The organism is Thermoleophilum album, from assembly GCF_900108055.1.
In the GTDB taxonomy this organism is placed as follows: Bacteria; Actinomycetota; Thermoleophilia; order Solirubrobacterales; family Thermoleophilaceae; genus Thermoleophilum; species Thermoleophilum album.
Window position 1 is genome coordinate 1,226,362 of sequence record NZ_FNWJ01000001.1, and the last position, 24,606, is coordinate 1,250,967.

Consider the following 24,606-nt stretch of genomic DNA (forward strand, 5'->3'; position numbering starts at 1 on the left):
AATCGCCTTGTTTTGGAGGCATGAGGTGCGGACGCTGGGATGGATCGCTCCGATCGCGAGTTTGTTTGTCGCGATGTGGCTCGTGCAGCTGCTGGACCACGTGTATCGCCGCCTTTTCAGAAACCAGCTTGGTGTCTAGCCTTATGTCGGGAGCTCGGCCACGGACGTGAGCTGGATAGAGATGGTTGGTTCACCGGTAAGCAGTCGCCTGACTGTCGACCCAGTGAGGATCGCAGGCAACTACGCCGACCCGATCGTCGTGGACCCGTTACGGGGGTGGGTGAAGCGCGCTGCGCGGTTTGCAGGCAGGTGGCTTTTCCCGGCTGCGCGTGCGTATCTATGTGTCGATTCCGCGGCGGAATTCGTGAGCCGCCCCTCAGTCAAGCGGGGAGCGGAAGCTCTTGTGCTGTGTTGGCCGTAGGGGCGGGGTAGGCGTTCTTCGGTTGTGAGACGGGTCGGCTGATATGGCGAACGGTAGACGATTGGGCGGCAGCGACACGGCTTGTGGGGGATCGCGCGCGCTGGTTGCGTTGAAGTTATGGCGCCCTCTTATAGAGGGGGTGGTTTTTTTCATCGCGGCGATGGCGGTGCTCTATGTGGGTCTCGTTGACCTGGAGGGGCTTCTAGCGCGGATGCTGTGTGCGCTTGCAGCTTTGTCACTTTTGGGGAGGGCGATGTTTGGTTCGGCTGAAGTTGTCCGTTGGCTGAAATCGCGGGTGGGCCGAAGGAGCACTACCCGTCAGGGCGGGGTGGTGGTTCAAGCAGCTGTTGGGGGTCGGTGGATGAGGCGCTCGCTGCGAGGCGCGGCAATTGCGTTTTTTGTCCTTGCGCTGTATGTGGGCACGACCGGGCACGATCGGCCGTCTCGACTGATGTTGTTGTTGGCACCGAGTGTGGGAGCAGCGGATGTCTTTTTGGGTGTGCGCGACGGACTATCGCGAGCTAGTTAAGGGGATGCATCCGCCGCCCATCATTAGTAGCGGTATAAGGTGTTTGAACGGTGTCTGGGGGTGAGATGGGTGAAGCGGGGCTCGTGAGCAGGGCAGCCGCGTGGGTGCGGTGGTATGCGGCTGTGTTGGTCGTGTTTGTTGTGCCGCCCGTGTGGGTGGTTGCTGGTGTTGTCACTCGGTCCGCGCTAAACCTCGCTGCCGGTGTGTTCTGTGGGCTAGTTGCGGCTGGGGAGTTGTTGCTGTGGCTGCGGGCTGGGGGCGACGGTTGGCGGGCACTGGTCGTGCCGCCCAAAAGCGGGGAGCGATTCCCGCTTCGAGCGGCGTCGCTGTCGTCGGGCGTGGCGATCGGCGCGGCATTGATCAGCGAGTCATCGCGCACGGGTAGAGGCGATCTGTTTTTGGGGATAGCGTTCGTCGTCGCGTCGGTCGGGGCGCTCGGGGAATATGTCGTTGGGCGCTGGAGAGGTCGGTGTGACGGTGTCCGTAGGGGGAGGCATGCCAGCCCGCCGAGCGACGTGTAACGCTCGCGGCTTTCGCACGCGCTTTGGTGAGGTCCCGGCTACTTTTGCTACCTCAGGATGCCCGTGAGAGCGCGAGCGACGCGTTCGTGCAGATCCGCGGCCCCGAGTCGCCTGAGGATTACAGCTACACCGTCGATCTGCGGGGCGAGGGGCAGCGGCTTGTTTTGCTCGACTCGGGGGCGGTCGCTATCGTCGATCCTGAAGGCAGCCCGGTGGCGGTCGCAACCCCACCGCAAGCCCACGATGCGAACGGCAACCCCGTCCCGGTGACCGCGAGCGTGAACGGCAACACCCTCACCCTGCATGTGCCCCACACCACCGGCGACTGGGCCTACCCGATCGTAGTCGACCCGTTCTGGGGATGGGTGAAGAAACATCTCAAAAAGTGTGCGGGGGGTGCCATCGTGTACGGGCTTCTCACGAAGAGCTGGCAGGGTGCAGTTGCCGGGTGCATCGGTAAGGCTTCTGGAGTGCTGTGATGAGCGGAGCGGTCACAGACGGGGCTGGAGGACGTGGAGTGCCTGGAGCGCGTCGGTCCGCTTCGGCAGCTAGGCGCGGAAGGTGGGTCGAGGTCGGGACGTTCGTCGCATGCCTTGTGTCGGCGTCGCTCGTGAGCGGGGTGTGGGAGCGGGCGGGTGCGCTCGTGGCGTCGCTTGTGACCGCAGCACCGGCACTGCTGGTTGGGGTTGCGCTTGTTCTCTTGGGGTGTCGGGAGGGAAGCTCGGGGGTGGGTGCGGCGCGGTGCTCTGGCCTGACCGACCGGGCGGTGTACTCCCTGGTCGTGGGAATTTCGGTCGTCGTGATCATGAACGGGATTGCGCTTGCCGTCGCGCCGGCCACGTGGGAGGGGGCGGCGCTGCCGTCGGTGTTGCTGTCTGCACTGCTTGCGCAGGCGGCGGTGCTTGTCGGCAGACGGCGTCGCCGCGGGGGGCCGGTGGTCGAGCGTTAAGGGCATGGCTATCGCGGCGGGCCGAGGGGAGCGATTGCTGCTGGGCTGTTAGGCAGAGAGTGTGCGGCTGCGCTCGACAGGCGGAGCAGCCATCAGCAGTCGACCGACGCGACGGGCGCGGGTCGCGCTGCTTCGCCGCATGCTGCCGCTAGCACCCTGAGCGAAGCCAAAGGGACTCGGTGGTGACGTGAGCTCGCGGTTGGCGACTCGGGTTGCAGCGGGCTTGCTGCGGTTTCGGTGGGCTCTTGGCGCTGTGCGGCTGGCGGTGAACTGTGTCCTGGCGGTGGTCGCTGTCTGCCTGCTTGTGTTTTCGGTGCTTTCCGGGGGTTTGGTGGTCGCTGCGATGGCACTTGTGGTGACAGGTGGGCTGGTGCTAGCGGTTGTGCAAATGGGCCGCTACCTAAGGGATGTTGATAGGCCTGTGGTAGCGGCGCTCATCGGGGTTTTTGCGGCGCGCGATCGACAGCGTTTTGGCGCGGTCGTGATCGCCGAGGACTTGACGCTGCTCAGGCTCTTCTCGGTGGCTGCGTTCGGGTGGCCCGATCTGGTGTCGGGCTGGATCCGCGGTTATGCGAGCGTCATGGTCGTGCTTGTCGGCATCCACCTGGTGGCCGCGATCTTGAGTGGTCGCGCTAGCGCTAGAGATGTTCGTTGAGGGACTCCACAGCGGCTCGCCACAGGGAGGTCGTGACACGTCTGCTGGTGCAGCGCAGCGAGGCGAGCTCTGCCGCATGGCCTATCGTCAACAGCAGCATGAACCCGGTGGCGGTCGCAACCCCACCGCAAGCCCACGATGCGAACGGCAAGCCTGTGCCCGTGACAGCGAGCGTGAACGGCAACACCCTCACCCTGCACGTCCCCCACACCACAGGGAACTACGCCTACCCGATCGTGGTCGATCCGTTCTGGGGGTGGTTAAAACGTCGAGTCAAGGGTTGTGCGAAATCCGCTGCTGCGAATGCCATTAGCACCGCGATTCAGGGGGCGCGGGATCCGCGTGTGCTGGGCCTCGCGGCCGGGGCTGGATGCGTGGTCGGTGCGATCTTCGATTAAAGCGCGGAGATCTGTTCGGATAATACGAACATGTCGAGCCTAAACAAGATAAGCCCGCCGACGAACCCCCCAACTGCGCCTCTGTTTTCGAGTGCCTCGCCATCGCGTCGGCGCTCAGTACGATTTCTGGCTATCTTGCTTCTCACCAGTCTTACCGTCGCCATCTTGCTGGAGCGGCTTGATAGCGCTATGGGTCTTTCTCGCGACGAGCGCATGTGGATCAGTCTGCTAGTGGGAATTACGCTTGCGTTCCCGGCCTATGATCACGCCAGGGGCTCTGGCTTCCGCGGGTACCTGGGAGGCGTCGCTAGGAGGGTGCCACGTATGCTGATTTTTGCAGGAGGGTTGCTAGGTGGTGGCCGTCTTCTCCACACGGGTTTTGCGCTCCCAGAGTACTTAGCCCAGGTCGTCGCTGGGGTAGCTGCGCTGTTGCTAGCGGGTCTTGGGTTACGACTCATCAGGATTGTGCATCGATTTGCAAGCGACAGCGCGTCACGGAAGTGAGGCGGCCCCGTTCGCATCGGGTGGTGCTGACGCGCGACGGCGGGGCACCGCTGGCACTGAGGGCAGCCCGTCCTCATGCGCCGTTCTGGGGATGGGTGAGGCGGATTTTCGGACGTCACCATGTCCGCGCTTGTGTGATCGCAGGTGCGGGGTCGGCGCTGACCGGTGTCTTGACCAGAGTATCTGCGGTGGTGCCGGGCATCATCGCGTGCGGTTCGGCAGCGCTCGGGACCCACTGGAATTGATCTCATGCGTGCGTTTCACTATTTAGGCCAACGGATTTTGCACTTGCGCTTAGGGCCGAACGAGCGACCCCGTGATCTTCGTCAACATCTCGTGTACAGCGTGATTGCCGGGTTGATCACGCTGCCTCTCATTCTGGCGCCGGTCCTGCTCCTGGGCCATCATCGCATCACACGTCTCTTGCTTTACGACTTCACGGCGGCTTTAGTCGGGTCTCTGGTGGCTGTGCTGATGTGGCGCAGGCTAAGGAGCTCCGATCTCTTGCGTCACCTTCTCAAACGTTAGGATCGCAGCGTGGTCGGCAGCGCTGTCCATTGGCCGGAAAGAACTAGCTACAACGCAGGCGCGGCTTGCGGACGGGTTTCACTGCGCTCGATGCGCTGCGAAGTGTGCGGTGGGAGGGTTGCCGGGTGCTCGGTCACCGGCCAGAACGCGATCTACCTTGATTTTCCACTCTCAGGTACCGGCGCCGGCGATGACGCCTACCCGATCGTCGTGGACCCGTTGTGGGGGGTGTCTGGCGCGTCGCTGCGCAAGGGGAGTGATCGTTGGCTGGCTTACGGTAGGCGGCTAGCACGGCGCCGTTGGTGGCTCTCTGGCGGCCGCCTGGACATGTGATGATGTTGGGGAAGCGACCCAGAGCGAGCGCGACGGGACCGCTCCCAGCGGTGTTGTTTGTGACTGTGGGGGCTCTTACCGGATTGCTTCTAAATGCGGCGCTTTCGCCCGGGGTCAGGGGTGATGTGAAGATTGCGGCGGCGATCGGTATCGGGCTGCTTGCAGAGGCTCTGTTTTTGGATTTGCGCGAGCGCAACCGTTCGGCGAGCGGTACGGCGCTTTCCGCTGACGGTCGCATGCCGAGCTTGCCACGTGTGCGCTCGGCGCTCATCTACCTGCTAGCGAGTCTCGCGGCTGTTGCCTGCTTGAGTGTGGTCCTTCCGCCCGCGGCGACGCCGCTGCCTCTCGTGGGCGGCACGGCCACCGCTTGGGTTTTCACGCGGTCCCTGGTTGGACCGCTACGACCGAGTCAGTCCGGATAAGCCGGCTTGTCGCTGGCCCGGATCGGGTCTCTGCATCACCCGCGTTCGTAAGGCGCGTGCTGTGTTTTGCGTCCGAAAGTCAGCGCGGAGAGCAACCGCGCCTTGCTAGTGATCGCGAACCGCGCCTCCCTGACATCGACACTGTGCGCGCCACCGGGAGCTGGCCGCTCGCGGCCCGGCGGCGACCAGCTACCCGTGCCGAGAGGCCCAGCGGGTGGCGAGTGTGTACCCCATCTCACAGGCACCGCGCAGCACCGTCTCGCGCAGTGCAGCGCCGTCTGCGAGGTGCCGCGCAGCGCCGTCTCTCGCGCAGCACCGGCTCTCCACGGGTCGGCCTCTTCTCGACTCCGTGTAGAGAGCGCCGCCGCCGTTTTCGACATCGCGTCGTAAGAGCGGCGGGGCGGCCGTCCGTAGCTTCACGGCCGATGAAACGGACTTGCGCCAACGGCGCTTCACGACCGCTTGTCTCGACCGACATCCTCGTCGTTGGCGGCGGCATCGCCGGGCAGGCGGTGCTCGAAGAGATTCGCCGCCGTGACACCGACGTCGGGCTCGCGCTCGCCTGCGCCGAGCCGCACCTGCCCTACGACCGTGTGTCGCTCGGCAAGCTGCTCGACGACCGCGCGGCCCTCGACGAGCTGCGGCTGCGCCCCGACGAGTGGTACCGGGAGCATCGCGTGGCCACACTGGTTGGCCGCAAGGTCGTCGCGCTTGACCCCGACAGCGGTCTCGCCGAGCTGGACGACGGCCAGCGGATCGCGTTCGAGCGAGCGGTCTTGTGCACCGGCTCCGACCCGCTCGTGCCACCGATACCCGGCGTCGCGCTCGACGGCGTCCACGTCTTTCGGTCGCCCGAAGACTGCGCACGGATCCGCGCGCAGGCGCGGGCAGGGGTGCGCGTGTGCGTGATCGGCGGGGGCCTCCTGGGGCTCGAGGCGGCGCGCGGCCTCGTCGATCGCGGCTGCGAGGTCACAGTCGTGCACCTCATGGACCGCTTGATGGAGCGTCAGCTCGACCCGGCTGCCGCCGAGCTCTTGGCGGCACGCATCGAGGAGCTTGGCGTTCGCGTCCTCCTCTCGCACGAGACGACCGCCATCGAACGCGACGTGGCGCGTGGGCTGCGGCTGCGCTTCGCCGACGGCTCGAGCCTGCCGTGCGATCTCTGCGTGATCTCGATCGGGATTCGGCCGCGCACCGAGTTGGCGCGCGCAGCCGGGCTCGAGTGCGGCCGTGGCGTGGTCGTCGACGACCGCCTCGTCACCTCGCACGAGCGCGTGCTCGCCGTCGGCGAGTGTGCCGAGCACCGCGGCGTGGTCTACGGCATCGTTGCGCCGATCCACGAGCAGGCGCGGGTGGCGGCAGCGACCCTGGTGGCGCCCGCGGACGACCTGCGCTACGAGGGCTCGATCCCCAGCACCCGCCTCAAGGTGATGGGCGTCGACCTCGTCTGCATCGGGCGACCCCAGGCCGAGCGCGCGGTCGCCGTCGCCGACGCCGAGCGGCGCGTGTACCGCAAACTGTGTGTCGACGAAGGGCGCGCGGTCGGCGCGATCCTGCTCGGCGACACACGCGGGCACGAGCTTCTGCAGGAAGCGATCCGCGGCGGGCGCGAAGTCGACGATCCGCTGGCGCTGCTCGCCGAGGCCAGCAAGGCCAGCGCCGCCGACCTGCCCGACTCCGCGCAGATCTGCAACTGCAACGGGGTGTGCAAAGGCGAGATCCTGGCGGCGATCCGCGAGCGCGGGCTCGGCTCGACCCAGGAGGTCGTGGCGGTCACGCGCGCCGGCGCCGGCTGCGGCTCGTGCAAGCCGCTGGTGAGCGAGCTGCTGGCCCTCGAGCGGGGCGGAGTGGCCGAAGAGCCGACCTACCTCTGCCCCTGCAAACGCCAGACGCGCGAACAGCTCGCTGCGCTCTGCCGCGAGCGCGAGATCACCTCGGTCGGGGCGCTCGCCGCGGCCTGCGGAGCGGGGTCGGAGTGCGGGGCCTGCAAGCCCGGCCTCGCCTACCTGGTGAGCGAAGTCAACCAGAACCGTCACCGTGAGGAGCGCCACGCGCGCTTCATCAACGACCGCGTGCACGCCAACATCCAGCGCGACGGCACCTTTTCGGTGGTGCCGCGCATGCGCGGCGGCGTCACCACGCCCGAGGAGCTCCGCCGCATCGCCGATGTCGCGGAGAAGTACCAGGTGCCGCTCGTCAAGCTCACCGGCGGCCAGCGCATCGACCTGCTCGGCGTGCGCAAAGAGCAGCTGCCGGCGATCTGGGAAGACCTCGGCATGCCCTCCGGCCACGCTTACGCAAAAGCCGTCCGCACCGTCAAAACCTGCGTCGGCTCAGACTTCTGCCGCTTCGGGCTCGGCGACTCGATCCGCCTGGGGATCGAACTCGAGCGGGAAATGGAGGGCCTCTACTGCCCGCACAAAGTGAAGTCGGCGGTCTCGGGCTGTCCGCGCAACTGTGCCGAGGCCTACGTCAAGGACATCGGCATCGTCGCCGTCGAAGGCGGCTGGGAGATCTACGTCGGTGGCGCCGCCGGCTCGCGCGTGCGCAAAGGTGACTTGCTAGCGCGGGTGGAAACCGCCGAGGAGGCAAAGCGACTCGCGATCACGTTCCTGCAGTACTACCGCGAGAACGGGGAGTACCTGGAACGCACCTACGACTTCGTCGAGCGCGTCGGCATCGACACCGTCAAGCGGGCGGTACTCGACCCCGAAGAGGGCGCCCGTCTGCGCGAGCGCTTCGCGATCGCGAAAGCCGCCTGCGACCCGGATCCATGGCGAGAGCGCAAGCACCCGGTGCACCCGAAGCAGTTCGCCGAGCTCGACACCGAGCCCGAGCAGCCGCGGCTGGCGGTCGCGGCAGGAGCGCCCGGCGAAAAAGGCGACGGGGAGGGTCGCGTGCGATGACAGCGCCGCGAGCAAGCGAGTCGGCGACGCTCGTCGAGGGGCGCCTCGTGCGCGTCGGGCGCGCCGCCGACATCCCTCTGCTCGAGGGCCGCAGCGTCCAGGTCGGGGAGCGCCGAATCGCCGTTTTCCACCTGCCCGAAGGCTTCTACGCCTGCGACAACGCCTGTCCGCACGCCGGCGGCCCGCTGGCGGATGGTCTGGTCGGTGACGGTTGCGTGACCTGCCCGCTGCACAACTGGCGGATCGACCTGCGCTCGGGGCGCGTGACAGCCGGTGGCGAAGGGTCGGTCCGCACCTACCGAGTGCGCGATCAGGACGGCGAGCTGCTGCTCGAGCTTTGAGCGCAACGGGCAGCTTCGAGCGCACCAGACAGCGAGCGTCCGGTGTGAAGGGTGTCTCGCTGGCGGACGGCCGGCGCGCGCGGTATCGTCCCCGCCCTGTAGGGCGGCGAGAGCCCGAGGAAGTCCGGTGCGAGTCCGGCGCGGTCGCGCCACTGTGACCGGGGAGCGAACCCCAAGAGGCCACGGGCAGGAGCCTGGAAGGCGGGGCTAGCTGCGATCCGGAAGCCAGGAGACTCGGCTCGCCGCGAGACACCGTCCGCGGGACGCGTCATCCCAGGAGGTCGAGACCAGCCATGAACACCGACACCGCAGCCGAGTACACCCCTCGTGTCGAAACACCGCCGGCGATCGCGCTCGCCGAACTGAGGCCGTGGCTTCTGTTCGGGCTGGCGCTGCTGCTGCTCGTCTACTTCGTCGGCTTCGATGAGGGGGCCACGGCGTTGACGCCCGGGCGCTTCGTGCACGAGCTGGTGCACGACGGGCGCCACCTGCTCGCCTTCCCCTGCCACTGAGGGCGAAGAAAATGGTGCGTGCGCTGCTCGCCCGCGGCCTCGTCGCGGGGGCGGTCGCTGGCTTGTGCGCCGCGCTTTTCGCCCGCCTCTTCGCCGAGCCCTCGATCGACGCGGCGATCGCCTTCGAGGCGGCGAAGGAGGCGGCGCGCGGGGCGGGAGCAGCCCCCGAGGTCGTGCCGCGTGCGCTGCAGGCGACGGTCGGTCTGGTGCTCGCGACCAGCGTCTACGGCGCCGCCGTCGGCGGCGTAGTGGCGCTCGTCTTCGCGGCGCTGTGGGGGCGGCTGCTCGGTGGTCGGCCGGGGCACGCTGCCCTGGTGCTCGCCGGCGTCGCGTTCGTCGTCGTGTTTCTAGCGCCGTTCGCCAAATACCCGGCGAACCCCCCGGGCGTCGGTGACCCCGAAACCATCGGCCGGCGCACCGTCCTGTTCCTCGTGATGATCTGGATCTCGATCGCTTGCGCGGTGGCCGCTGTGCGGGCCGCCCGGCTAGTGCGTCAACGCACGCATGGTCGGCTGACGGCGGCCGGCGGACACCTCCTTGGCGTGCTCTTGTACCTGCTGCTGGTCGGCCTCGCTGCCGCCGTGCTGCCCACCATCCGCGAGACGCCGCGCGACTTCCCTGCGCAGACGCTGTGGTCGTTCCGCCTCGGGGCCATCGGCACCCAGGCGGCGCTTTGGGCGACCTTCGCCGTCGTCTTCGCCGAGGGTGTCGAGCGAGTGATGGCGGGGCGCCCGCTGTGGCTCGCTCGCTCTGCCCGCCGACCGGTCGCCGCCAGCCTCGGCCAGGCACCCGGAAATCAGCGGAGTGGAGGTCCCTAACGTGGCGTCGCGCTGCCCCGGCGTCCTCGATTGGCACCTCGCCGAAGACGGCGGGCTGGCGCGCGTGCGCCTGCCCGGCGGGATCATCTCCGTCGAGCAGCTACGGGAGTTCGCGCTTGCGGCCGGGCTCGGCGCGGGCGTCGTCGAGTTGACCTCGCGGGCAAGCCTCCAAGCACGCGGCTTGCCGGTGCGCGAGCAGGGGCGCTTCCTCGCACGTATCGAGCGCTGCGGTCTCTTGCCCTCGCGTGCGCACGACCGGGTGCGCAACCTCTTGCAGAGTCCACTCGCGGGGCGGCATCCGCGCTCGTCACTCGACACCTACCGGGTCGTGCGCGCGTTTGACCGCGCGCTCTGCGCCGACGAGCGGCTGGCAGCGCTTCCGCACCGCCTGGTTTCGTGCGTCGACGACGGCTCGGGCCTAGGGCTGCGGGCCGACGCCGATCTCGCACTCGTGCCGGCAGCGGCCGACCCCGCTCGGCGACTCGAGCTGCTCGTTGGTGGTTGCCCAAGTGGACTCGAGAGTGAGCTTGCGACGGCACACGAGCTGTTGCTCGACGCGTTGCGCGCCTTCCTGCGCCTGTCCGATCGGGCGACAAAGGCCCCGCGCAACGTCCACGAACTTCCCGGCGGGGCGTCGCGGCTTGCCCAGGAGCTGGGCGCGCAACTCGGCCCGCCGCTGCTCGCCGAGCGCTGCGCGCCGTCGCAGGAGCGCCCGCTCGGCGAGATCGAACAGCGTGACCGACGACGGGCGGTGTTCGCCCTCGCTCCACTCGGGCGTACTGACGCCGGCTCGCTGCTGGCGCTCGCCGACGGGCTCGACGAGCTGGGGCTGCGGGAGCTGCGCGTCACTCCCTGGCGTTCGCTCGGCGTGCTCGACCTCGCGCCCGAGCAGGCGCAGCGGGTTGCGCAGCTCTTGACGGCCGCCGGCCTCGTCTGCGATCGCTCCTCGGGGTGGGTCGGTCTCAGTGCTTGTGCCGGTCTCGGGGCGTGCGGCAAGGCGCGTGCCGACGTCCGCGTCGCGGCGGCCTCGCGCGCTGCTGTGCGCGGGGCTAGCGATCCACCCGAGCACTGGTCGGCGTGCGAGCGTCGGTGCGGTGAGCCGGAGCGGCCGGAAGCGATCCGCGTGGTCGCGACCGCGGTGGGGGTCGTCGTTGAAGGCCCCGGCGGCGAGCGCCAGCTCGGGTCGGTGGAGGCGGCCGCCGGCGCGCTCGGGAGCGTGGGCGCCGGCGCCACCGGAGGCGCGAACACGGGCGGCGCCGCGCCATCGGGGAGTAGCGCGCCCACGGGGGGTACCGGGGGCGCAGGCGCTGCAGCCGGCGCGAGTGCACACCCCGCTGCCGTGCCCGGCGACCTCGACTACCTGCGCGACGGTCGCGAGATTTACCGTCGCTCGTTCGCGACGATCCGGGCCGAGGCTCGTCTCGAACGCTTCGCGGGGCCGCTCGAGCGCTGCGTCGTGCGGATGATCCACGCCTGCGGGATGGTCGACCTGGCCGACGACGTCGAGGCCTCGCCGGGCTTCGCAGCGGCCGCCACGGCAGCGCTGCGCGGCGGTGCGGCGATCCTCTGCGACACGGAGATGGTCGCCGCCGGCATCACGCGCCGCCGGCTACCGGCCGACAACGAGGTCGTCTGCACGCTCGGCGACCCACGCGCAGCGGAGCTCGCTCGCGAGCTCGCCACCACTCGCACCGCCGCCGCCGTCGAACTCTGGCGGGAGCGCATCGAAGGGGCCCTGGTGGTAGTCGGCAACGCGCCCACCGCCCTCTTCCAGCTGCTGATTCGCCTCGAGGAGGGTTGGCCACGGCCGGCCGCGGTGATCGGCGTGCCGGTCGGTTTCGTCGGTGCCGCCGAGTCGAAACGGGCGCTAGCCGCGCGTCGCCACCTCGTCGAGTTCCTCGTCGTCCACGGTCGACGCGGCGGCAGCGCGATCGCTGCCGCCGCCGTCAACGCGCTCGCCAGCGAGGAGGAGTGAGCCCCGGGTGGTTCAGCACACTCGCAACTTCCGGAACTCGGAACGATCGCTCCGTCGATGAAAGACAACGGCGCGCGCGGGCAAGGGCTTTTGATCGGCGTCGGTCTGGGACCCGGCGACCCCGAACTAGTGACGCCGAAGGCGCAGAAAGCGATCGCCCGCGCCGAGGTTGTTGCCTATCCGAGCGCCCGTCACGGCCGTAGCGTCGCGCGCTCGATCGCCGAGCCGTACCTGCGCGAAGGGCAGGAAGAGCTGCCGCTCGTGTTCCCGCTTACGACCGAGCCGGAAGACCCTCGAGGGGGCTACGAACAAGCGTTGGTCGCGGCCTACGACGAGTGGGCGCAGGCGATCGCCGAACGGCTCGCGGCGGGCCGCACCGTCGCTTTTTTGTGCGAGGGCGACCCCTTCGTCTACGGCTCCTACATCTATCTGCACGAGCGCCTCGCGCCGCGCTTCCGCTGCGAGGTCGTACCGGGCGTTCCATCCTTTTGCGCGGCGGCCGCCGCCGCCGGGGTGCCGCTCGCGAAACGCGACGATGCGCTGACCGTTCTGCCGGGCACGCTGCCCGAGGAGGAGCTAGCGCGGCGGCTCGCGGCCGCCGACGCCGCGACCGTGCTGAAGCTCGGCCGCACCTTCGGCAGCGTCCGACGCGCCGCGCAGGCGGCCGGTGTGGCCGAGCGAGCGGTCTACGTCGAACGAGCGAGTACCGACCGTGAGCGCGTCGAGCGGCTCCCGGAGGTGGCTGGGGACGTGCCGTACATGTCGATCCTGTTGGTGCCCACCGGCGACCGCAGCCCGGCCGGCAAGCGACGACCGCAGCGGCATGAGCGCAGCCTCGTGACGGTCGTGGGCATTGGTCCGGGTGCACCCGACTGGCTCACGCCGGAGGCCCACGCGGCGCTCTGCGACGCCGACGAGCTGGTCGGTTACGCGCCATACCTCGAGCGGGTGCCCCGCCGCCCCGGGCAGCGTCGCCACCCGTCCGACAACCGACAGGAGCTGGAGCGTGCCCGCCAGGCGATCGCACTGGCGCGCGAGGGCCGGCGGGTGGCGGTGGTCTCGTCCGGTGATCCCGGGGTGTTCGCGATGGCCACGGCGGTTTGCGAGGCGCTCGACCGCGACGGCCTCGCGGAAGCCGTCGACCTGCAAGTGATTCCCGGCATCACCGCGATGCAGGCGGCGGCGGCTCGCGTCGGCGCGCCGCTCGGCCACGACTTCTGCGTACTTTCGCTTTCCGACCGCCTGAAGCCGTGGGCGCTCATCGAGCGACGCTTGCGCGCGGCCTCTGCCGGCGACCTGGTGCTGGCGCTCTACAACCCCGCCTCGCGCTCCCGTCGCGAACAGCTCGAGCGGGCTCGGAAGCTGCTGCTCGAGCATCGTGACGGCAGCACCCCGGTAGTGGTCGCGCGAGCGCTGGGGTCGCCGGAGGAAGCGGTAGAAGTGACGACCCTCGCGGACCTCGACTGCTCGCGCATTGACATGCGGTGTCTCTTGATCGTCGGCTCCTCGCGCACCCGCGTCGTCGCGCGCGGCGGGCAACGCCCAGCGATCGTCTACACCCCGCGCAGCTACTGAGGGACTAGGCAACGGCCAAGGGAGCTGCGCCGCGCTGGTAGCGCCCGCGCGCCGGCGGGTATTACTAGGGCATGACCACTCAAGCCACACAGGGGAGGCTCGAAGGGCGCCCCCGCGAGCTCGCCGAGGCGCCCAACTTCACCAACCTGATCACCCGCAACGCCGACGGATCGCTGCATTCGACGGTTGTCTGGCAGCACGTCGATGACCGCGGGCTGATCCGACTCAACAGCGCGGAGGGGCGGCGCTGGCCAGCGAACGTGCGGCGGGATCCACGCGTCTTGCTGACGATCATGAACCTCGAGAACCCGTACGAGTACGTGGTGATCGAGGGACGCGTGGTCGAGGACACGCACGAGGGAGCCGACCAGGAGATCGACGAGCTGGCTAAGAAGTACCTGGGCCTCGACCGCTATCCCTGGCGCGCGGAAGGGGAGGTGCGGATCCGCTTCGCTGTCGAGCCGCTCAAAGTGCGCCACCACGGCGCTTGAGCAAGCGCGCTAACAGCGATGATCGCGCGCGTCAGGGGGCGCCGCACGCGCCTAGCTGAGTCAACCAGGAGAGCGCCTCCTGGGCGTTCGAAACGCTCTCCGCGGGCGGGCGCGGGGGACGCCGAATCACCACCACCGGCAGACCCCGCGCGCGGGCGGCCGCCAGCTTCGCCTCCGTCTGGGGGCCGCCGCTCTCCTTGGTGACGAGCAGCTCGATCGCGTGCTCGTCGAGCAGGGTCAGTTCGCCCTCGAAGGTGAATGGCCCGCGGTCGAGTAGCAGCTGGTGGCGGGCGGGGAGCGGCGCGTTGGGCTGCTCGACGCAGCGAATCAAAAACCAACACCGGTCGACACTCGCGAACGCTGCCAGCTGCTGGCGACCGATCGTCAGGAAGACTCGTTCAGCGAGCTTCGGCACCAGATCGGCCGCGCTTGGCACGTCGGGCACGTAGTGCCAGCGGTCGCCGGGTTGCGGGCGCCACGGTGGCCGCTCAATGCGGATGAGCGGTACGCCAGCATCCCTGCAGGCGGCGACTGCGTGCCGCGAGATGCTCGCTGCGAAGGGGTGGGTCGCGTCGACGACGGCGCGCACGCCGTGGGTCTTGAGCCAGCGCGCGAGCCCAGCGGCGCCCCCGAAGCCGCCAATACGGACTTCGCCCGCTGGTAGACGCGGCTGCGAAACGCGACCGGCCAGCGACGAAACGACCCGCTCGCCGCTCGCAACCAGTGCGTTGGCGAGCTCACGCGCCTCGGCCGTGCCGCCGAGGATCAAGATCGGACCGTCGAGGGGCTGCCCGCCCGATCGTGGCATCGGTTCGAATTGTGTCGGCGCGGTTCCGCCCGCGCCTGCTCGGGCTGGCCGCGGCGGGCGATCGGGGCGCAGCATCGCGATCGGGAGGTTGCTGCGTGGGCGATCGGGCGGGCGCTTGGGTCACACTGAGCTCGTGCCAAGGCGGAGCTCGACTTCTGACGCCGGGTCCGGCGAGCGGCGGCGCGGCAAGCTTCGCTACGGCTGGACCACCGGCGCCTGCGCGCAGGCGGCGGCTGCGGCTGCTTTTGAGGCACTGATCAGCGGTCGTTTCCCCGATCCCGTCACGATCGAGCTGCCACGTGGGCGGCGCCCCGCGTTCCCGCTCGCTGCTCGCGAGCTCGGCGACGGTTGGGCGCGCGCGTGCGTGCGTAAAGACGCCGGCGACGATCCCGACGTCACGCACGGTGCGCTGATCTGCGCGACGGTCCGTTGGCGGGATCAAGCCGCGACGGGCACCTTCTTTCGCGCCGGGCCGGGCGTCGGGACGGTGACGCTGCCCGGCCTCCCCGTGCCGGTCGGGGAGCCGGCGATCAACCCCGCGCCGCGGCGCATGATCCGAGCCGAGCTGGCGCGCGTCGGCGCGCGTCACGGACTCGTCTACGACCCTGAGCTCGGACCACCGCTCGTCGTCGAACTGTCGGTCCCCGGCGGTGAGGAGCTTGCTAAGCGAACCTGGAACCCCCGCCTCGGCATCGTCGGTGGGATCTCGATTCTCGGTACCACCGGTGTCGTGGTTCCCTACTCGTGCTCGGCCTGGATCGCCTCGATCCGGCAAGCCGTCGACGTGGCGATGCGCCAAGGGCTCGACCACCTCGCAGCCGCCACCGGTGACGTCTCGGCTCGCGCCGCGCAGAAACGACATCACCTACCGCAGTTGGCGGTCGTCGACATGGGCGACTTCGTGCAGGCGACGCTGCGCCACATCGCTCGTCGCAAACCCCGCCACCTGACCCTCGCGGGGGGTTTCGGCAAGTTTTCGAAGCTCGCCGCCGGAGCGCTCGACCTGCATTCGTCGCGCTCGCAGGTCGACCGCTCGTTCCTCGCCAGCCTGGCACGGGAGCGCGGTGCCGACGCTCGGCTAGTGCGCTCGATCGAGCAGGCGAACAGCGCCCTCGAGGTGCTCGAGCGCTGCCGCGCGAGTGGCGTCGCGATCGGCACGGCCGTTGCCGAACGAGCTCTCGAGGTCGCGCGGCGCGAGCTCGACGCGGAGCTTTCGCTCGACGTGCTGGTGGTCGATCGCGCCGGACGGATCGTCGGCGAGGCCGCGACGCCCTGAGCCGCACCCACGGGTCGCGTAGCAGCGTTTGACACACCGTCGTAAGATGCCTCCGCGCAGTTCCGGTTGGCTGGTTGGCTAGCCGAGCCGTGCGCGGTTCGTGTTCGAGGGTGGACGGCTCCCTTGGCGAGCCGCGTGGTTCCCCGTAGTCGAGAGACCTGTAAGAGAGGTTGTCGTGACGATTGCCAACAGCGTCCTGTTCGTCGACGCCGGTTACTTGCTCGCGGGTGCAGGCGACGTGCTCTACGGCACCACCTCGCGCGTGGAGATCGCCTGCAACTACGCGGGCCTGATCAACGCCATCAAGACGCGAGTGGCGGAGCACTCGCGCGGCCTGCGGCTTTTGCGCACCTACTGGTACGACGGCGCGCGCGGCGGTATTCCCACTCCCGACCACCGGCTCATCGAGTCGATCCCGTACGTCAAGGTGCGGCTCGGTCGCGTCACCCCGAGCGGCCAGCAGAAGGGGATCGAGACGATGATCGTGCGCGACCTTTTGACGCTGGCGCGCGAGCGCGCGGTGGCACGCGCCTACCTGCTCAGCGGTGACGAGGAACTGTGCGAGGCGGTGCGCGCGGCCCAGGACATGGGCGTTCAGGTGGTCCTGATGGCGCTCGTCGAGGGCGAGCGCACGGGCCGTTCGCACGAGCTTGTACGCGAGGCGGATGAGCTCCTGGAGCTCGACCAGGAGTTCTTGCGTTCCCACTTCCAGCGCCGAGAGTTGCCCGACCGCAGCTCGCTCGAGGAGCTCGACGACGACGCGATCCGCGAGGCCGCCCGCGACTTCGTGGAGCGCTGGCTGGCGATCGCCTCGCGCCGGGAGGTCGACGAGCTGCTCGACGCCGAGCCGCGCATCCCACGCGACATCGACGTGCAGCTGATCGAGTCGGCCGAGGAGACGCTCGGCTCGTTGCGCGACCTACAGGACGCGAAGATCCGCCTGCGCGACTACTTCTGGCAGGCGGTCAAAGAGCAGGCGGCCTAGCGGGCGCGGGCGGGCGAGTAGAGGTGGCTGTCGCGGAAGCCCTCGGCGGCCAGCGCACGGCCCACGACGATCACCGCGTTGCGCTTGATCCCCGCCGCTTCGGCTAGTCGCGCAAGCTCCGCCAGCGGCGCACGCACGATCTTTTCGCTGGGGCGGCTGGCGTCGGCGACGACCGCGGCGGGGCAGTCGGGCCCGTAGAAGGGCAGCAGGCGTTCCGCGATCTCGCGCAGCGCGTGCGCCCCGAGGTGCACAACCAGCGTCGCGCGATGCTCGGCGAGCCGTTCGAGCTGTTCGCTGTCCGGAACGGGCGAGGCGTTGCGGGCGTAGCGCGCGAGGATCACCGTCTGGCTGAGCGCCGGCACCGTCAGCTCGCGTCGCAGCGCCGCCGCGGCGGCTGCGAACGCCGGCACGCCGGGCACGATCTCCCAGGGAATCCCTAAGCGGTCGAGGCGCCGCGCCTGCTCGGCGAGCGCGCTAAAGATCGAGAGGTCGCCGGAGTGCAGGCGCGCGACATCCTCACCACGCTCGTGCGCAGCCGCGATCTCCGCGACGATCGCGTCGAGCTGGAGCGTCTGCGTGTCGATCCGGCGGGCGTCCGACGGTAGGTGCTCGAGCACCTCCGGTGGCACCAGCGAGCCGGCGTAAAGACAGGTGCGGCAGCGAGCCAGAACCCGTTGCGCTCGGAGCGTGAGGAGGTCGGCGGCCCCCGGTCCCGCGCCGATGAAGAAGCAGGTCACAGGGGCGAATGGTTGCGCAAGAGGGCGCGCCCCGTACCGAGCCTCAAGCGCGCGAACCCGGGCGCTCGGCGAACGCCTTCATCATCTCAATCGGAAGCGGGAACACCAGCACCGTGCTGCGCTCCGAACCAACCTCAAGCATCGTCTGCAGGTAGCGCAGCTGGATCGCGACCGGTTCGCGCGCGATCCGCTCGGCGGCCTGCGCCAGTCGCTCGGATGCCTGGAACTCGCCCTCGGCGGTGATGATCTTGGCGCGGCGCTCCCGCTCAGCCTCGGCCTGGCGGGCCATCGCGCGCTGCATGTTCTTGGGGATCTCGACGTCCTTGATCTCGACGGTCGTTACCTTCACGCCCCACGGCTCGGTCTGCTCGTCGATGATCCGCTGCAGCTCCGCGTTGAGGCGCTCGCGCTGGGAAAGCAGCTCGTCGAGCTCGGCCCGCCCGACGACCGCGCGCAAGGTTGTCTGCGCGATCTGCGAGGTGGCTTCGCGGTAGGCCTCGACCTGCACGATCGCGTTGACCGGGTCGACGACGCGGAAGTAGCAGACGGCGTTCACCGACACGGGCACGTTGTCGCGCGTGATCACCTCCTGGGGCGGCACGTTGAGCGTCACCGTGCGCAGGTCGACCTGGACCATGCGGTCGATGATCGGCACCAGCAAGACGAGCCCCGGCCCGCGCGCCCCGACCAGCCGCCCGAGCCGAAACACCACACCGCGCTCGTACTCGCGCAGGATGCGCACCGCCGAGGCGATCAGGACCAAAGCGAGGACAGCGAGCGCGATCAGCAAGGTCACGGTCGCCATTCAACGCTCGGGCGCGGACGGAACTGCTTCGGTGTCGGCCTGCGGGCCGCGCTCCGGCTCCACGACGAGCGTGAGCCCCTCCAGCGCGCGCACCACCACCCGCCGCCCACGCTCGACCGTCGAGCCGTCGGCGCTGCGTGCGCGCCACAGCTCGCCGTGGGTGAAGACCTGGCCGACGGGCGCGAGCGGTTCGCGGACGGTCGCGACCGCGCCGATTAGCTCTTCGCGCCCGGTCCGTGCCGGCGCGCGCCGTGCCCGCGCCGCCTTGGCTGCCACGAACAGGAAAAAGGCGGCCGCAGCGGCCGCCGTCGCGACCGACACGAAGGGCTGCGCGGCGGCGCCGCTGTCGGTGTCGAAAAGCACGAGCCCGGAGACTGCGAGCGCCACCGCCCCGCCAACGCCGAGCGCGCCGTGGGTCTGTAGCACCGCCTCGGCGGCGAACATCGCCGCCGCCACCGCCAGCAACAGCAGGCCGACCGCGGTCGTTGGCAGGCCGCTCAGCCCGAACAGCCCGAGCAGCAGCGCCACCGCGCCGACCGTGCCGGGCACGATCACCCCGGGCGTCGCGAGCTCCAGCGCCAGCCCGAGGATCCCCACCGTAAGCAGCACAAACGCCGTGTTTGGATCGAACAGGAAGGTCAGGGCGCGGTAGCGGAACGGCACCGCGCGCTGTTCCAGACGAGCGCCGGCTAGGCGCAGCGTTGTGCCCGCCTTGGGGCCGCGGAGGCGGAAGCCGTCGAGGCGACGCAGCAGTTCGCGCTCGTCGCCGGCGATGACGTCGACGAGGCGCCGGCGCGCGGCCTCGCGGGCGGTGACGTTCACCGCGCGGCGCACCATCTGCTCGGCGAGGTCGGCGTTGCGACCGTGACCCTCCGCCAGTGCCCGCACGTAAGCGGCGGCGTCGTTGGTGATCTTGCGCCCGAGTACCCGCTCGCTGCGGCCGTCGCCAGACGGCGCCAGCGAGATCGGGGTGGCCGAGCCGATGTTCGTCTCCGGCGCCATCGCCGCGACGTCGGCCGCCTGGACGATGAACAGCCCAGCCGAGGCTGCCCGTGCGCCGCGCGGCGCGACCCACGCGACGACCGGGGTCGGCGAGCCGATGAAGGCCTTGACGATCCGCCGCATCGCGCTGTCGAGGCCACCTGGGGTGTCGATTCGAAAGACCACCGCCGCGACGCGGTCGCGGCGGGCTTCACGCAGCGCGCGCTCCGCCCAGTCGGCGGCTGGCTCACCGATCTCGAGATCGAAGTCGACGATGCGCACCACCGGCCGTTCGCTGGGCGCCGCTGCCGGGCTCGCGAGCGGCCCGGCCGCGGTAAGCGTCAGCGCGCAGAGCGCCGCGGCCAGCGCGCAAGCGAGCGTGCGCCGCGGCCCGGTGGTCGGCGCGGTGCGGCGAGATCCCGCGACACGGCACCGTACCCCCGCGACCCGGCGCGGCAACGCTGCGTGCCCGGATAGCTTCCTCACCGCCCAGCTCCCTCATCGCCGACTCGCGCCAGCCACTGCACGACCGGCCGGCGCGGGCGCCAGCCGCGAAGCGCACCGAGCGGTTCGAGATCGGAGAGTTCGACGCGCAGCAGCTCGCCGCCGTAGCGGTCGGCGGCGTCGATCAGCGCCCGCTCCCCCTCGACGGTGACCGCGTGGGCGACGATCCGAGCGCGCCCGTTGCGGCGAGCTTGGAGCGCCGCGAGACAGGCATCGAGGAGCCCGGCGCGCGACACGCCGCCGCCCACGAACACCGCGTCGGGCGGCTCGAGACCGTCGAGTGCGGCCGGTGCCTCGCCGACCACCACCCGCAGCTCCGGCACCCCGAGCCGCTCTGCGTTGCGTGTGATCCGCGCCGCGCGGTCGGCCCGCTGCTCGATCGCGACGGCATGGGCGAGCGGCTCGGCGCGCAACCACTCGATGGCGATCGAGCCCGAGCCCGCGCCGACGTCCCACAGCAGCTCGCCGGGGAGCGGCGCGAGTGCCGCCAGCGCGAGGGCGCGCAGCGGCCACTTCGAGAGCTGACCGTCGGTCTCGAAGGCTTCGTCGGGCAGGCCCGGAGTGGGCGCGAGCGGCCTGCGGCGCGCCTCCAGCTCGACCTCAACCGCTACGCAGCTAAGCGGGTCGGCGCGCTGCTCTGAAAGAGCGGCGGCGCTCGTCGCGACCACCCGCTCGTCGTCCGCGCCGAGACGTTCGCACAGCCACGCTCGGCTTGCCCCGCAGCCGGCCTCGGTGAGCAGGCGACCGAGCCGCGCGGGCCCGTCGTCGCCGGTCGTGTAGACGCAGAGGCGACGCCCCGGCTGCAGGTGTCGGCGCACGCTGTCGAGACTGTGGGCGACGGCGCTGACCAGCGTCACCTCCTGCTCGGCCCAACCGAGCCGTGCGCATACGTAGGCGAGCGCTGACGGGTGCGGGTAAACGCGCAGCGCTTCTGCGCCGAAGTGGCGAGCCAGGGTCGCGCCGATGCCGTGCAGCATCGGATCGCCGCTCGCCAACACGCAGACCGAGCGCGCGGCGGCGAGCGCCGGCAGCTCCGCGAAGAGCTCGGTGAGCGGAGAGGGCAGGGTGCGCCGCTCGGCTGCGAGCGACGCCGGCAGGAGGGCGAGTTGGCGGGGCGCCCCGATCACCAGGTCAGCGCCCTCGAGCGTCCTGCGCGCGGCCTCCCCGAGGCCGGAGAAGCCGTCGGCGCCGATGCCTACTACCGCGATCGGTCGCATCGCCCTCACCGTGGCGAGCTATCGGCGGCAAGCTCGCCGAGAGACCGCTCGAGCGCGCCCACCAGTCGCGCGTTGGCCCGCGGCTCGCGCGCCGTCAGACGCAGGTAGTCGTCGCCGAGCCCCGGGAAGTTGCCGCAGCGTCGGACCGCGAAGCCGAGCTCCCGCAGGCGTGCGGCGACCCGCGGACCGTCCGGCACGTGGACCAGACAGAACGGCGCCACACCGGAGAACACGCTTAGGTCGTCGAGCTCGGCGAGGCGCGACGCCAGGTCGCGTCGACGCTCGCGTGCGCGGGCTGCCTGGCGTCGGCGGGCGGCGGGCTCCTCGGCCACCGCCCGCAGCACGGCGAGCGCCAGCGCGTTTGCCGACCACGGCGGCAGCACCGCCCGCAGGCGAGCGGCTAGCGGTGCGGGTGCCACCACCCAGCCGGCGCGAATTCCCGGCACCGCGAACAGCTTCGTTGCGCTACGTACGACGATCACGTCGGGCAGCCGGAGCGGGGCCAGCGACACGGCGTCGGGGTCGGGCGCGAAGTCGACGAACGCCTCGTCGACCACCAGCAGGCGACCTGGGCGGCGCAGCGCGAGCAGCTGCTCGCGGCTTGCCAACGTGCCGCTGGCAGCCGCCGGGTTGGTGACGACCACGAGGTCGGCGTCGTCGGGAACGTCCGCGGGGCGCAGTTCGAAGTCGTGCTGCGGTGTCCGCAGCACACGCGTGACCGGCACGCCGAAGGTGCGAAGCCCGGCCTCCGTCTCGCTGAACGATGGGCAGACGATGGCGGCGCGCCGCGGGCGCAGCGCCGGGGCGAGCGCCCACAAGGCCTCGGCACCGCCGTTGGTTGGCACGATCTCCTCCGCGGCGCGCCCGTGCCAGCGGGCCAGTGCCGCTTGGGCGGGTCGTGGATCGGGGTAGCGGGCGACGTCGTCGGCAAGCGCTCGCTGCAGCGCACGGTGAAGCCAAGGCGGGGGGCGTTCGCCGGCGACGGTCACTGCGTGGTCGGCGAGTCCGGGCGCTACTTCCGCGTCGCCGTGGCGTCGCAGCGCCGCGAGCTCGTGATCCCGTTGCCAGTCGTCGGTGGCGGCTGCGGCCGCTGGTAGTGGGCTGGCAGCAACGATGGCGTCGAGACCGCCGGCAGGGGTTGGGTGCGACGGGGATCCCGGCGGCGATGATCCCAGCGGCAAGACCCGACCCGCAACCACCAGCTCCGCGCCGGCGGCACCGTCGGCCAGGGCGCGGATGGCGTCGCCGAGCAGGTCGAGCCACAAGCGCGACCCGTGGTCGGGCGGCAGCAAACCTTCGCCCGCTTGTTCGGCGACGACGATCGTGGGGGCCAGCGAGCGACCGCGCGCGACCAGCGCGTCGACGGCCTCGCGCACCCGCGCCCGCGCGGCGCCGACCACCGCCTCCGGTGGTGCCGGCGCAAGCGCGCCGAGGCGGTGCAGCACCCCGGCGATCCAGGTGCCGAGCCCGTCGAGCAGCAGGCAGGCCGCTGGGTCGACGCCCGCGACCGCGCCGCTCAGGTCGTCGCCGACCTCGATCGTTTGCCAGCCCTCCGGTCGCCGTGCACGGTGGCGTGCGATGCGCTCGCGCATTGCCGGGTCGGCGGCGTCGGCGCACGCCAGGTAGGCGACGGGACGCCCGCTCGCGCGCGCGAGCTGCTCACCGCGCTCGCTCTTGCCCGAGCGGGTGCCCCCGAGCACAAGCCACAGACCCTCGAGGCGGCTCACCGTGCGACCGGTGTGCGATGGGTGCGGGCCGACGATGTGGTCGCGTCGCCCGCCGAGGCGGCGGTCGCGGCGCGGGCGGCGGCTGCCGCCCTGGCGAAGCCCGCAGCGAGCTCGGGGTAGGCCGCCCAGTGGGTGTGCAAGTAGCTGGCCTGCACGCCGCCGGCCACGAAACCCTCGGCGCGTTCGCGGCCCCGCGACCGCAGCAGCCAAGCAGCGCCGAGCGAGCTCCCGCGCCCCTCGCGCTCGCGGCTGTCGCGCGCGCGCACCCCGCGCCCCCGCGCCTCGCGCCCGCCAACGACGTCGCCGCTTGCCGGCTCGACCCGTGAGTAGTGGAACTCGTGACCACGCACCTTTTGGCCGGCCGTAAGCCAGGGGGTCGCCGTCAGCGCGGTGGCTTCGCGGTAACCGAGGGTGAGCCTTTCACTCATCCGCGCCCGCGCCGGCAGCACTCCGCACATCGGTCGTCCATCGAGACTCTCGCAGAGGTAGAGGAGGCCGCCGCACTCGGCCAGCACTGGCGCTCCCTGCGCGCAGAGGGTCGCGATCTCGGCGCGCAGCGGCGCGTTGGCGGCCAACTCTTCGGCGTAACACTCGGGGAAGCCGCCGGCCAGCAGCAGCCCCGAGCTGTCGGGGGGAAGCGTGTCGCCGCGAGTGGGGTCGAACGGGGCAAGCTCGGCACCGGCTGCCTCTAGCAGTTCGAGGTTCTCGCGGTAGTGGAAGGAGAAAGCGGGACCAGCGGCCACGGCGATCGTCGCGTCCGTCCCGACGCGGGCGCCGGCGGCGGCCCCGAGTGCTACTTGCGGATCCCAGGGCACGCAGGCAAGGGGTGGCGCGGAGCGCGCGATGCGCGTCACGAGCTCGAGGTCGAGGTGGTGGGCTAGCGCCTCGCCGAGTTCACGCAGCGTGCGCCGCGCCGCGGCCGCGCGCTCGCCGGCGGGGATCAAGCCGAGGTGTCGCTCGGGGGTGGCGAGGCGTGGATCACGGGGGAGCGCGCCGATCACGGCCACGCCGAGCGGCTCGACCGCTTCCCGCAGAAGCTGCGCGTGGTGCTCGGAGCCCACCCGGTTGAAGATCACGCCCGCGAACTTCACCTGTGGATCGAAAGTGCGGAAGCCGTGCACGATGGCGGCCACCGAGCGGGCGGTGGCGGCGGCGTCGACAACCAGGAGCACTGGCGCTCGCAGCAGCTTCGCGACGTGCGCGGTGGAGGCCAGCTCGCCGCGCCCCGAGGCGCCGTCGAACATGCCCATCACGCCTTCGACGACGGCCAGCGAAGCACCCCGCATGCCGTGCGCGAAGAGGGGCGCGATGAGCTCCGCGCCGGAAAGGAACGCATCGAGGTTGCGGCCCGGACGCCCGGCCGCGAGCGTGTGATAGCTCGGATCGATGTAGTCCGGTCCGACCTTGAATCCCTGCACCCGCTCGCCGCGCGCGCAGAGCGCCGCGATCAGGCCGCAGGCAACCGTCGTTTTGCCGACGCCGGAGCCGGTGCCGGCGACCACCACGCGCGGGAGGTCACAGGGACGGCAGTTAGCGCGTGCCCAGCGGGCGCCCGCCTGCGACGGCTGCCCTGCGTTGCGCTGCGCCTCGTTCCCCGGGCTCATTGCTAGGCGTCAGCGTAAGACGCGGGCGCCGAATCCGTCGTCTCGGCGGGGTCCCGGCCTAAACCGCTCGCACCCGCGGCTTTG

20 protein-coding genes, 1 pseudogene and 1 riboswitch are annotated in these 24,606 nt (G+C 70.5%); of the genes and pseudogenes, 14 read left to right on the plus strand and 7 right to left on the minus strand.

Annotated features, from left to right (window positions below):
- Positions 1-1,497: 1,497 nt before the first annotated feature.
- The 12 genes and pseudogenes from BLW41_RS06015 (at position 1,498) to BLW41_RS06075 (ending at position 13,878) form a co-directional block, all read left to right on the plus strand.
- The gene (locus BLW41_RS06015) at positions 1,498-1,950 is read left to right on the plus strand and encodes a hypothetical protein (RefSeq protein ID WP_143038619.1); all 453 of its coding nucleotides are present in this window, start codon (positions 1,498-1,500) and stop codon (positions 1,948-1,950) included.
- Between the two features lie 131 nt (positions 1,951-2,081).
- Positions 2,082-2,420 carry a hypothetical protein gene (locus BLW41_RS06020; protein ID WP_143038620.1) on the plus strand — a complete coding sequence of 113 codons (339 nt, stop codon included), beginning with the start codon at positions 2,082-2,084 and terminating at the stop codon, positions 2,418-2,420.
- Between the two features lie 253 nt (positions 2,421-2,673).
- A complete protein-coding gene (locus tag BLW41_RS06025) occupies positions 2,674-3,075 on the plus strand; it encodes a hypothetical protein (protein WP_143038621.1) in 402 nt (133 codons plus the stop codon).
- A gap of 32 nt (positions 3,076-3,107) precedes the next feature.
- Positions 3,108-3,473, plus strand: a complete 366-nt coding sequence (locus BLW41_RS06030; protein WP_143038622.1) for a hypothetical protein — start codon at positions 3,108-3,110, stop codon at positions 3,471-3,473.
- 2,212 nt (positions 3,474-5,685) lie between these two features.
- Positions 5,686-8,166 (plus strand): nitrite reductase large subunit NirB, encoded by a 2,481-nt coding sequence (gene nirB, locus BLW41_RS06045; RefSeq protein ID WP_093117136.1) that lies wholly within the window; start codon positions 5,686-5,688, stop codon positions 8,164-8,166.
- Positions 8,163-8,507 carry a nitrite reductase small subunit NirD gene (nirD, locus tag BLW41_RS06050; protein WP_177169365.1) on the plus strand — a complete coding sequence of 115 codons (345 nt, stop codon included), beginning with the start codon at positions 8,163-8,165 and terminating at the stop codon, positions 8,505-8,507. The genes nirB and nirD overlap by 4 nt, the downstream gene beginning before the upstream one ends.
- A 116-nt stretch (positions 8,508-8,623) precedes the next feature.
- Positions 8,624-8,743, plus strand: a riboswitch (cobalamin riboswitch).
- 57 nt (positions 8,744-8,800) lie between these two features.
- A complete protein-coding gene (locus tag BLW41_RS06055) occupies positions 8,801-9,019 on the plus strand; it encodes a CbtB domain-containing protein (protein ID WP_093117140.1) in 219 nt (72 codons plus the stop codon).
- 11 nt (positions 9,020-9,030) lie between these two features.
- Positions 9,031-9,837: a CbtA family protein gene (locus tag BLW41_RS06060; protein ID WP_093117142.1), complete on the plus strand. Its 807-nt coding sequence runs from the start codon at positions 9,031-9,033 to the stop codon at positions 9,835-9,837.
- A gap of 1 nt (position 9,838) precedes the next feature.
- A pseudogene (locus tag BLW41_RS11435) lies at positions 9,839-10,747 on the plus strand (hypothetical protein); the annotation flags it as partial.
- Positions 10,748-11,176: 429 nt separating this feature from the next.
- Complete coding sequence (locus BLW41_RS11440) at positions 11,177-11,812, plus strand: precorrin-8X methylmutase (RefSeq protein WP_245689047.1); 636 nt, start codon at positions 11,177-11,179, stop codon at positions 11,810-11,812.
- A 57-nt stretch (positions 11,813-11,869) separates the two neighbouring features.
- Positions 11,870-13,387: a precorrin-3B C(17)-methyltransferase gene (gene cobJ / locus BLW41_RS06070; RefSeq protein ID WP_093117145.1), complete on the plus strand. Its 1,518-nt coding sequence runs from the start codon at positions 11,870-11,872 to the stop codon at positions 13,385-13,387.
- Between the two features lie 71 nt (positions 13,388-13,458).
- Positions 13,459-13,878, plus strand: coding sequence for a TIGR03618 family F420-dependent PPOX class oxidoreductase (locus BLW41_RS06075; RefSeq protein ID WP_093117147.1), 420 nt, complete (start codon positions 13,459-13,461; stop codon positions 13,876-13,878).
- Positions 13,879-13,909: 31 nt separating this feature from the next.
- On the opposite strand, the gene BLW41_RS06080 is transcribed toward BLW41_RS06075, so the two are convergent.
- On the minus strand, positions 13,910-14,686 hold the full coding sequence (locus tag BLW41_RS06080; protein ID WP_093117396.1) for a cobalt-precorrin-6A reductase: 777 nt from the start codon (positions 14,684-14,686) through the stop codon (positions 13,910-13,912).
- A gap of 133 nt (positions 14,687-14,819) precedes the next feature.
- Between BLW41_RS06080 and BLW41_RS06085 the strand changes: the two genes are divergently transcribed.
- Together BLW41_RS06085 and BLW41_RS06090 are read left to right on the plus strand one after the other, a co-directional pair.
- A complete protein-coding gene (locus tag BLW41_RS06085; RefSeq protein WP_093117398.1) occupies positions 14,820-15,962 on the plus strand; it encodes a cobalt-precorrin-5B (C(1))-methyltransferase in 1,143 nt (380 codons plus the stop codon).
- 175 nt (positions 15,963-16,137) lie between these two features.
- A complete protein-coding gene (locus tag BLW41_RS06090) occupies positions 16,138-16,947 on the plus strand; it encodes an NYN domain-containing protein (protein WP_177169366.1) in 810 nt (269 codons plus the stop codon).
- Here the strand turns inward: BLW41_RS06090 and cobM are convergent.
- From cobM to BLW41_RS06120, 6 genes are read right to left on the minus strand one after another with little or no spacing between them, the layout of a single operon-like run.
- The gene (gene cobM / locus BLW41_RS06095) at positions 16,944-17,684 is read right to left on the minus strand and encodes a precorrin-4 C(11)-methyltransferase (RefSeq protein WP_093117151.1); all 741 of its coding nucleotides are present in this window, start codon (positions 17,682-17,684) and stop codon (positions 16,944-16,946) included. The genes BLW41_RS06090 and cobM overlap by 4 nt on opposite strands.
- A gap of 43 nt (positions 17,685-17,727) precedes the next feature.
- On the minus strand, positions 17,728-18,489 hold the full coding sequence (locus BLW41_RS06100; protein ID WP_093117153.1) for a slipin family protein: 762 nt from the start codon (positions 18,487-18,489) through the stop codon (positions 17,728-17,730).
- The gene (locus tag BLW41_RS06105) at positions 18,490-19,956 is read right to left on the minus strand and encodes an NfeD family protein (RefSeq protein WP_143038623.1); all 1,467 of its coding nucleotides are present in this window, start codon (positions 19,954-19,956) and stop codon (positions 18,490-18,492) included. It abuts the gene before it with no gap.
- Entirely contained in the window at positions 19,953-21,191 is a 1,239-nt protein-coding gene (gene cbiE / locus BLW41_RS06110; protein ID WP_093117400.1) for a precorrin-6y C5,15-methyltransferase (decarboxylating) subunit CbiE, read from the minus strand. Before cbiE ends, BLW41_RS06105 begins: the two co-directional genes overlap by 4 nt.
- A gap of 5 nt (positions 21,192-21,196) precedes the next feature.
- Complete coding sequence (locus BLW41_RS06115) at positions 21,197-22,918, minus strand: bifunctional adenosylcobinamide kinase/adenosylcobinamide-phosphate guanylyltransferase (RefSeq protein WP_177169367.1); 1,722 nt, start codon at positions 22,916-22,918, stop codon at positions 21,197-21,199.
- Positions 22,915-24,522 (minus strand): cobyrinic acid a,c-diamide synthase CobB, encoded by a 1,608-nt coding sequence (locus tag BLW41_RS06120; RefSeq protein WP_093117159.1) that lies wholly within the window; start codon positions 24,520-24,522, stop codon positions 22,915-22,917. The genes BLW41_RS06115 and BLW41_RS06120 overlap by 4 nt, the downstream gene beginning before the upstream one ends.
- Between the last annotated feature and the right edge of the window lie 84 nt (positions 24,523-24,606).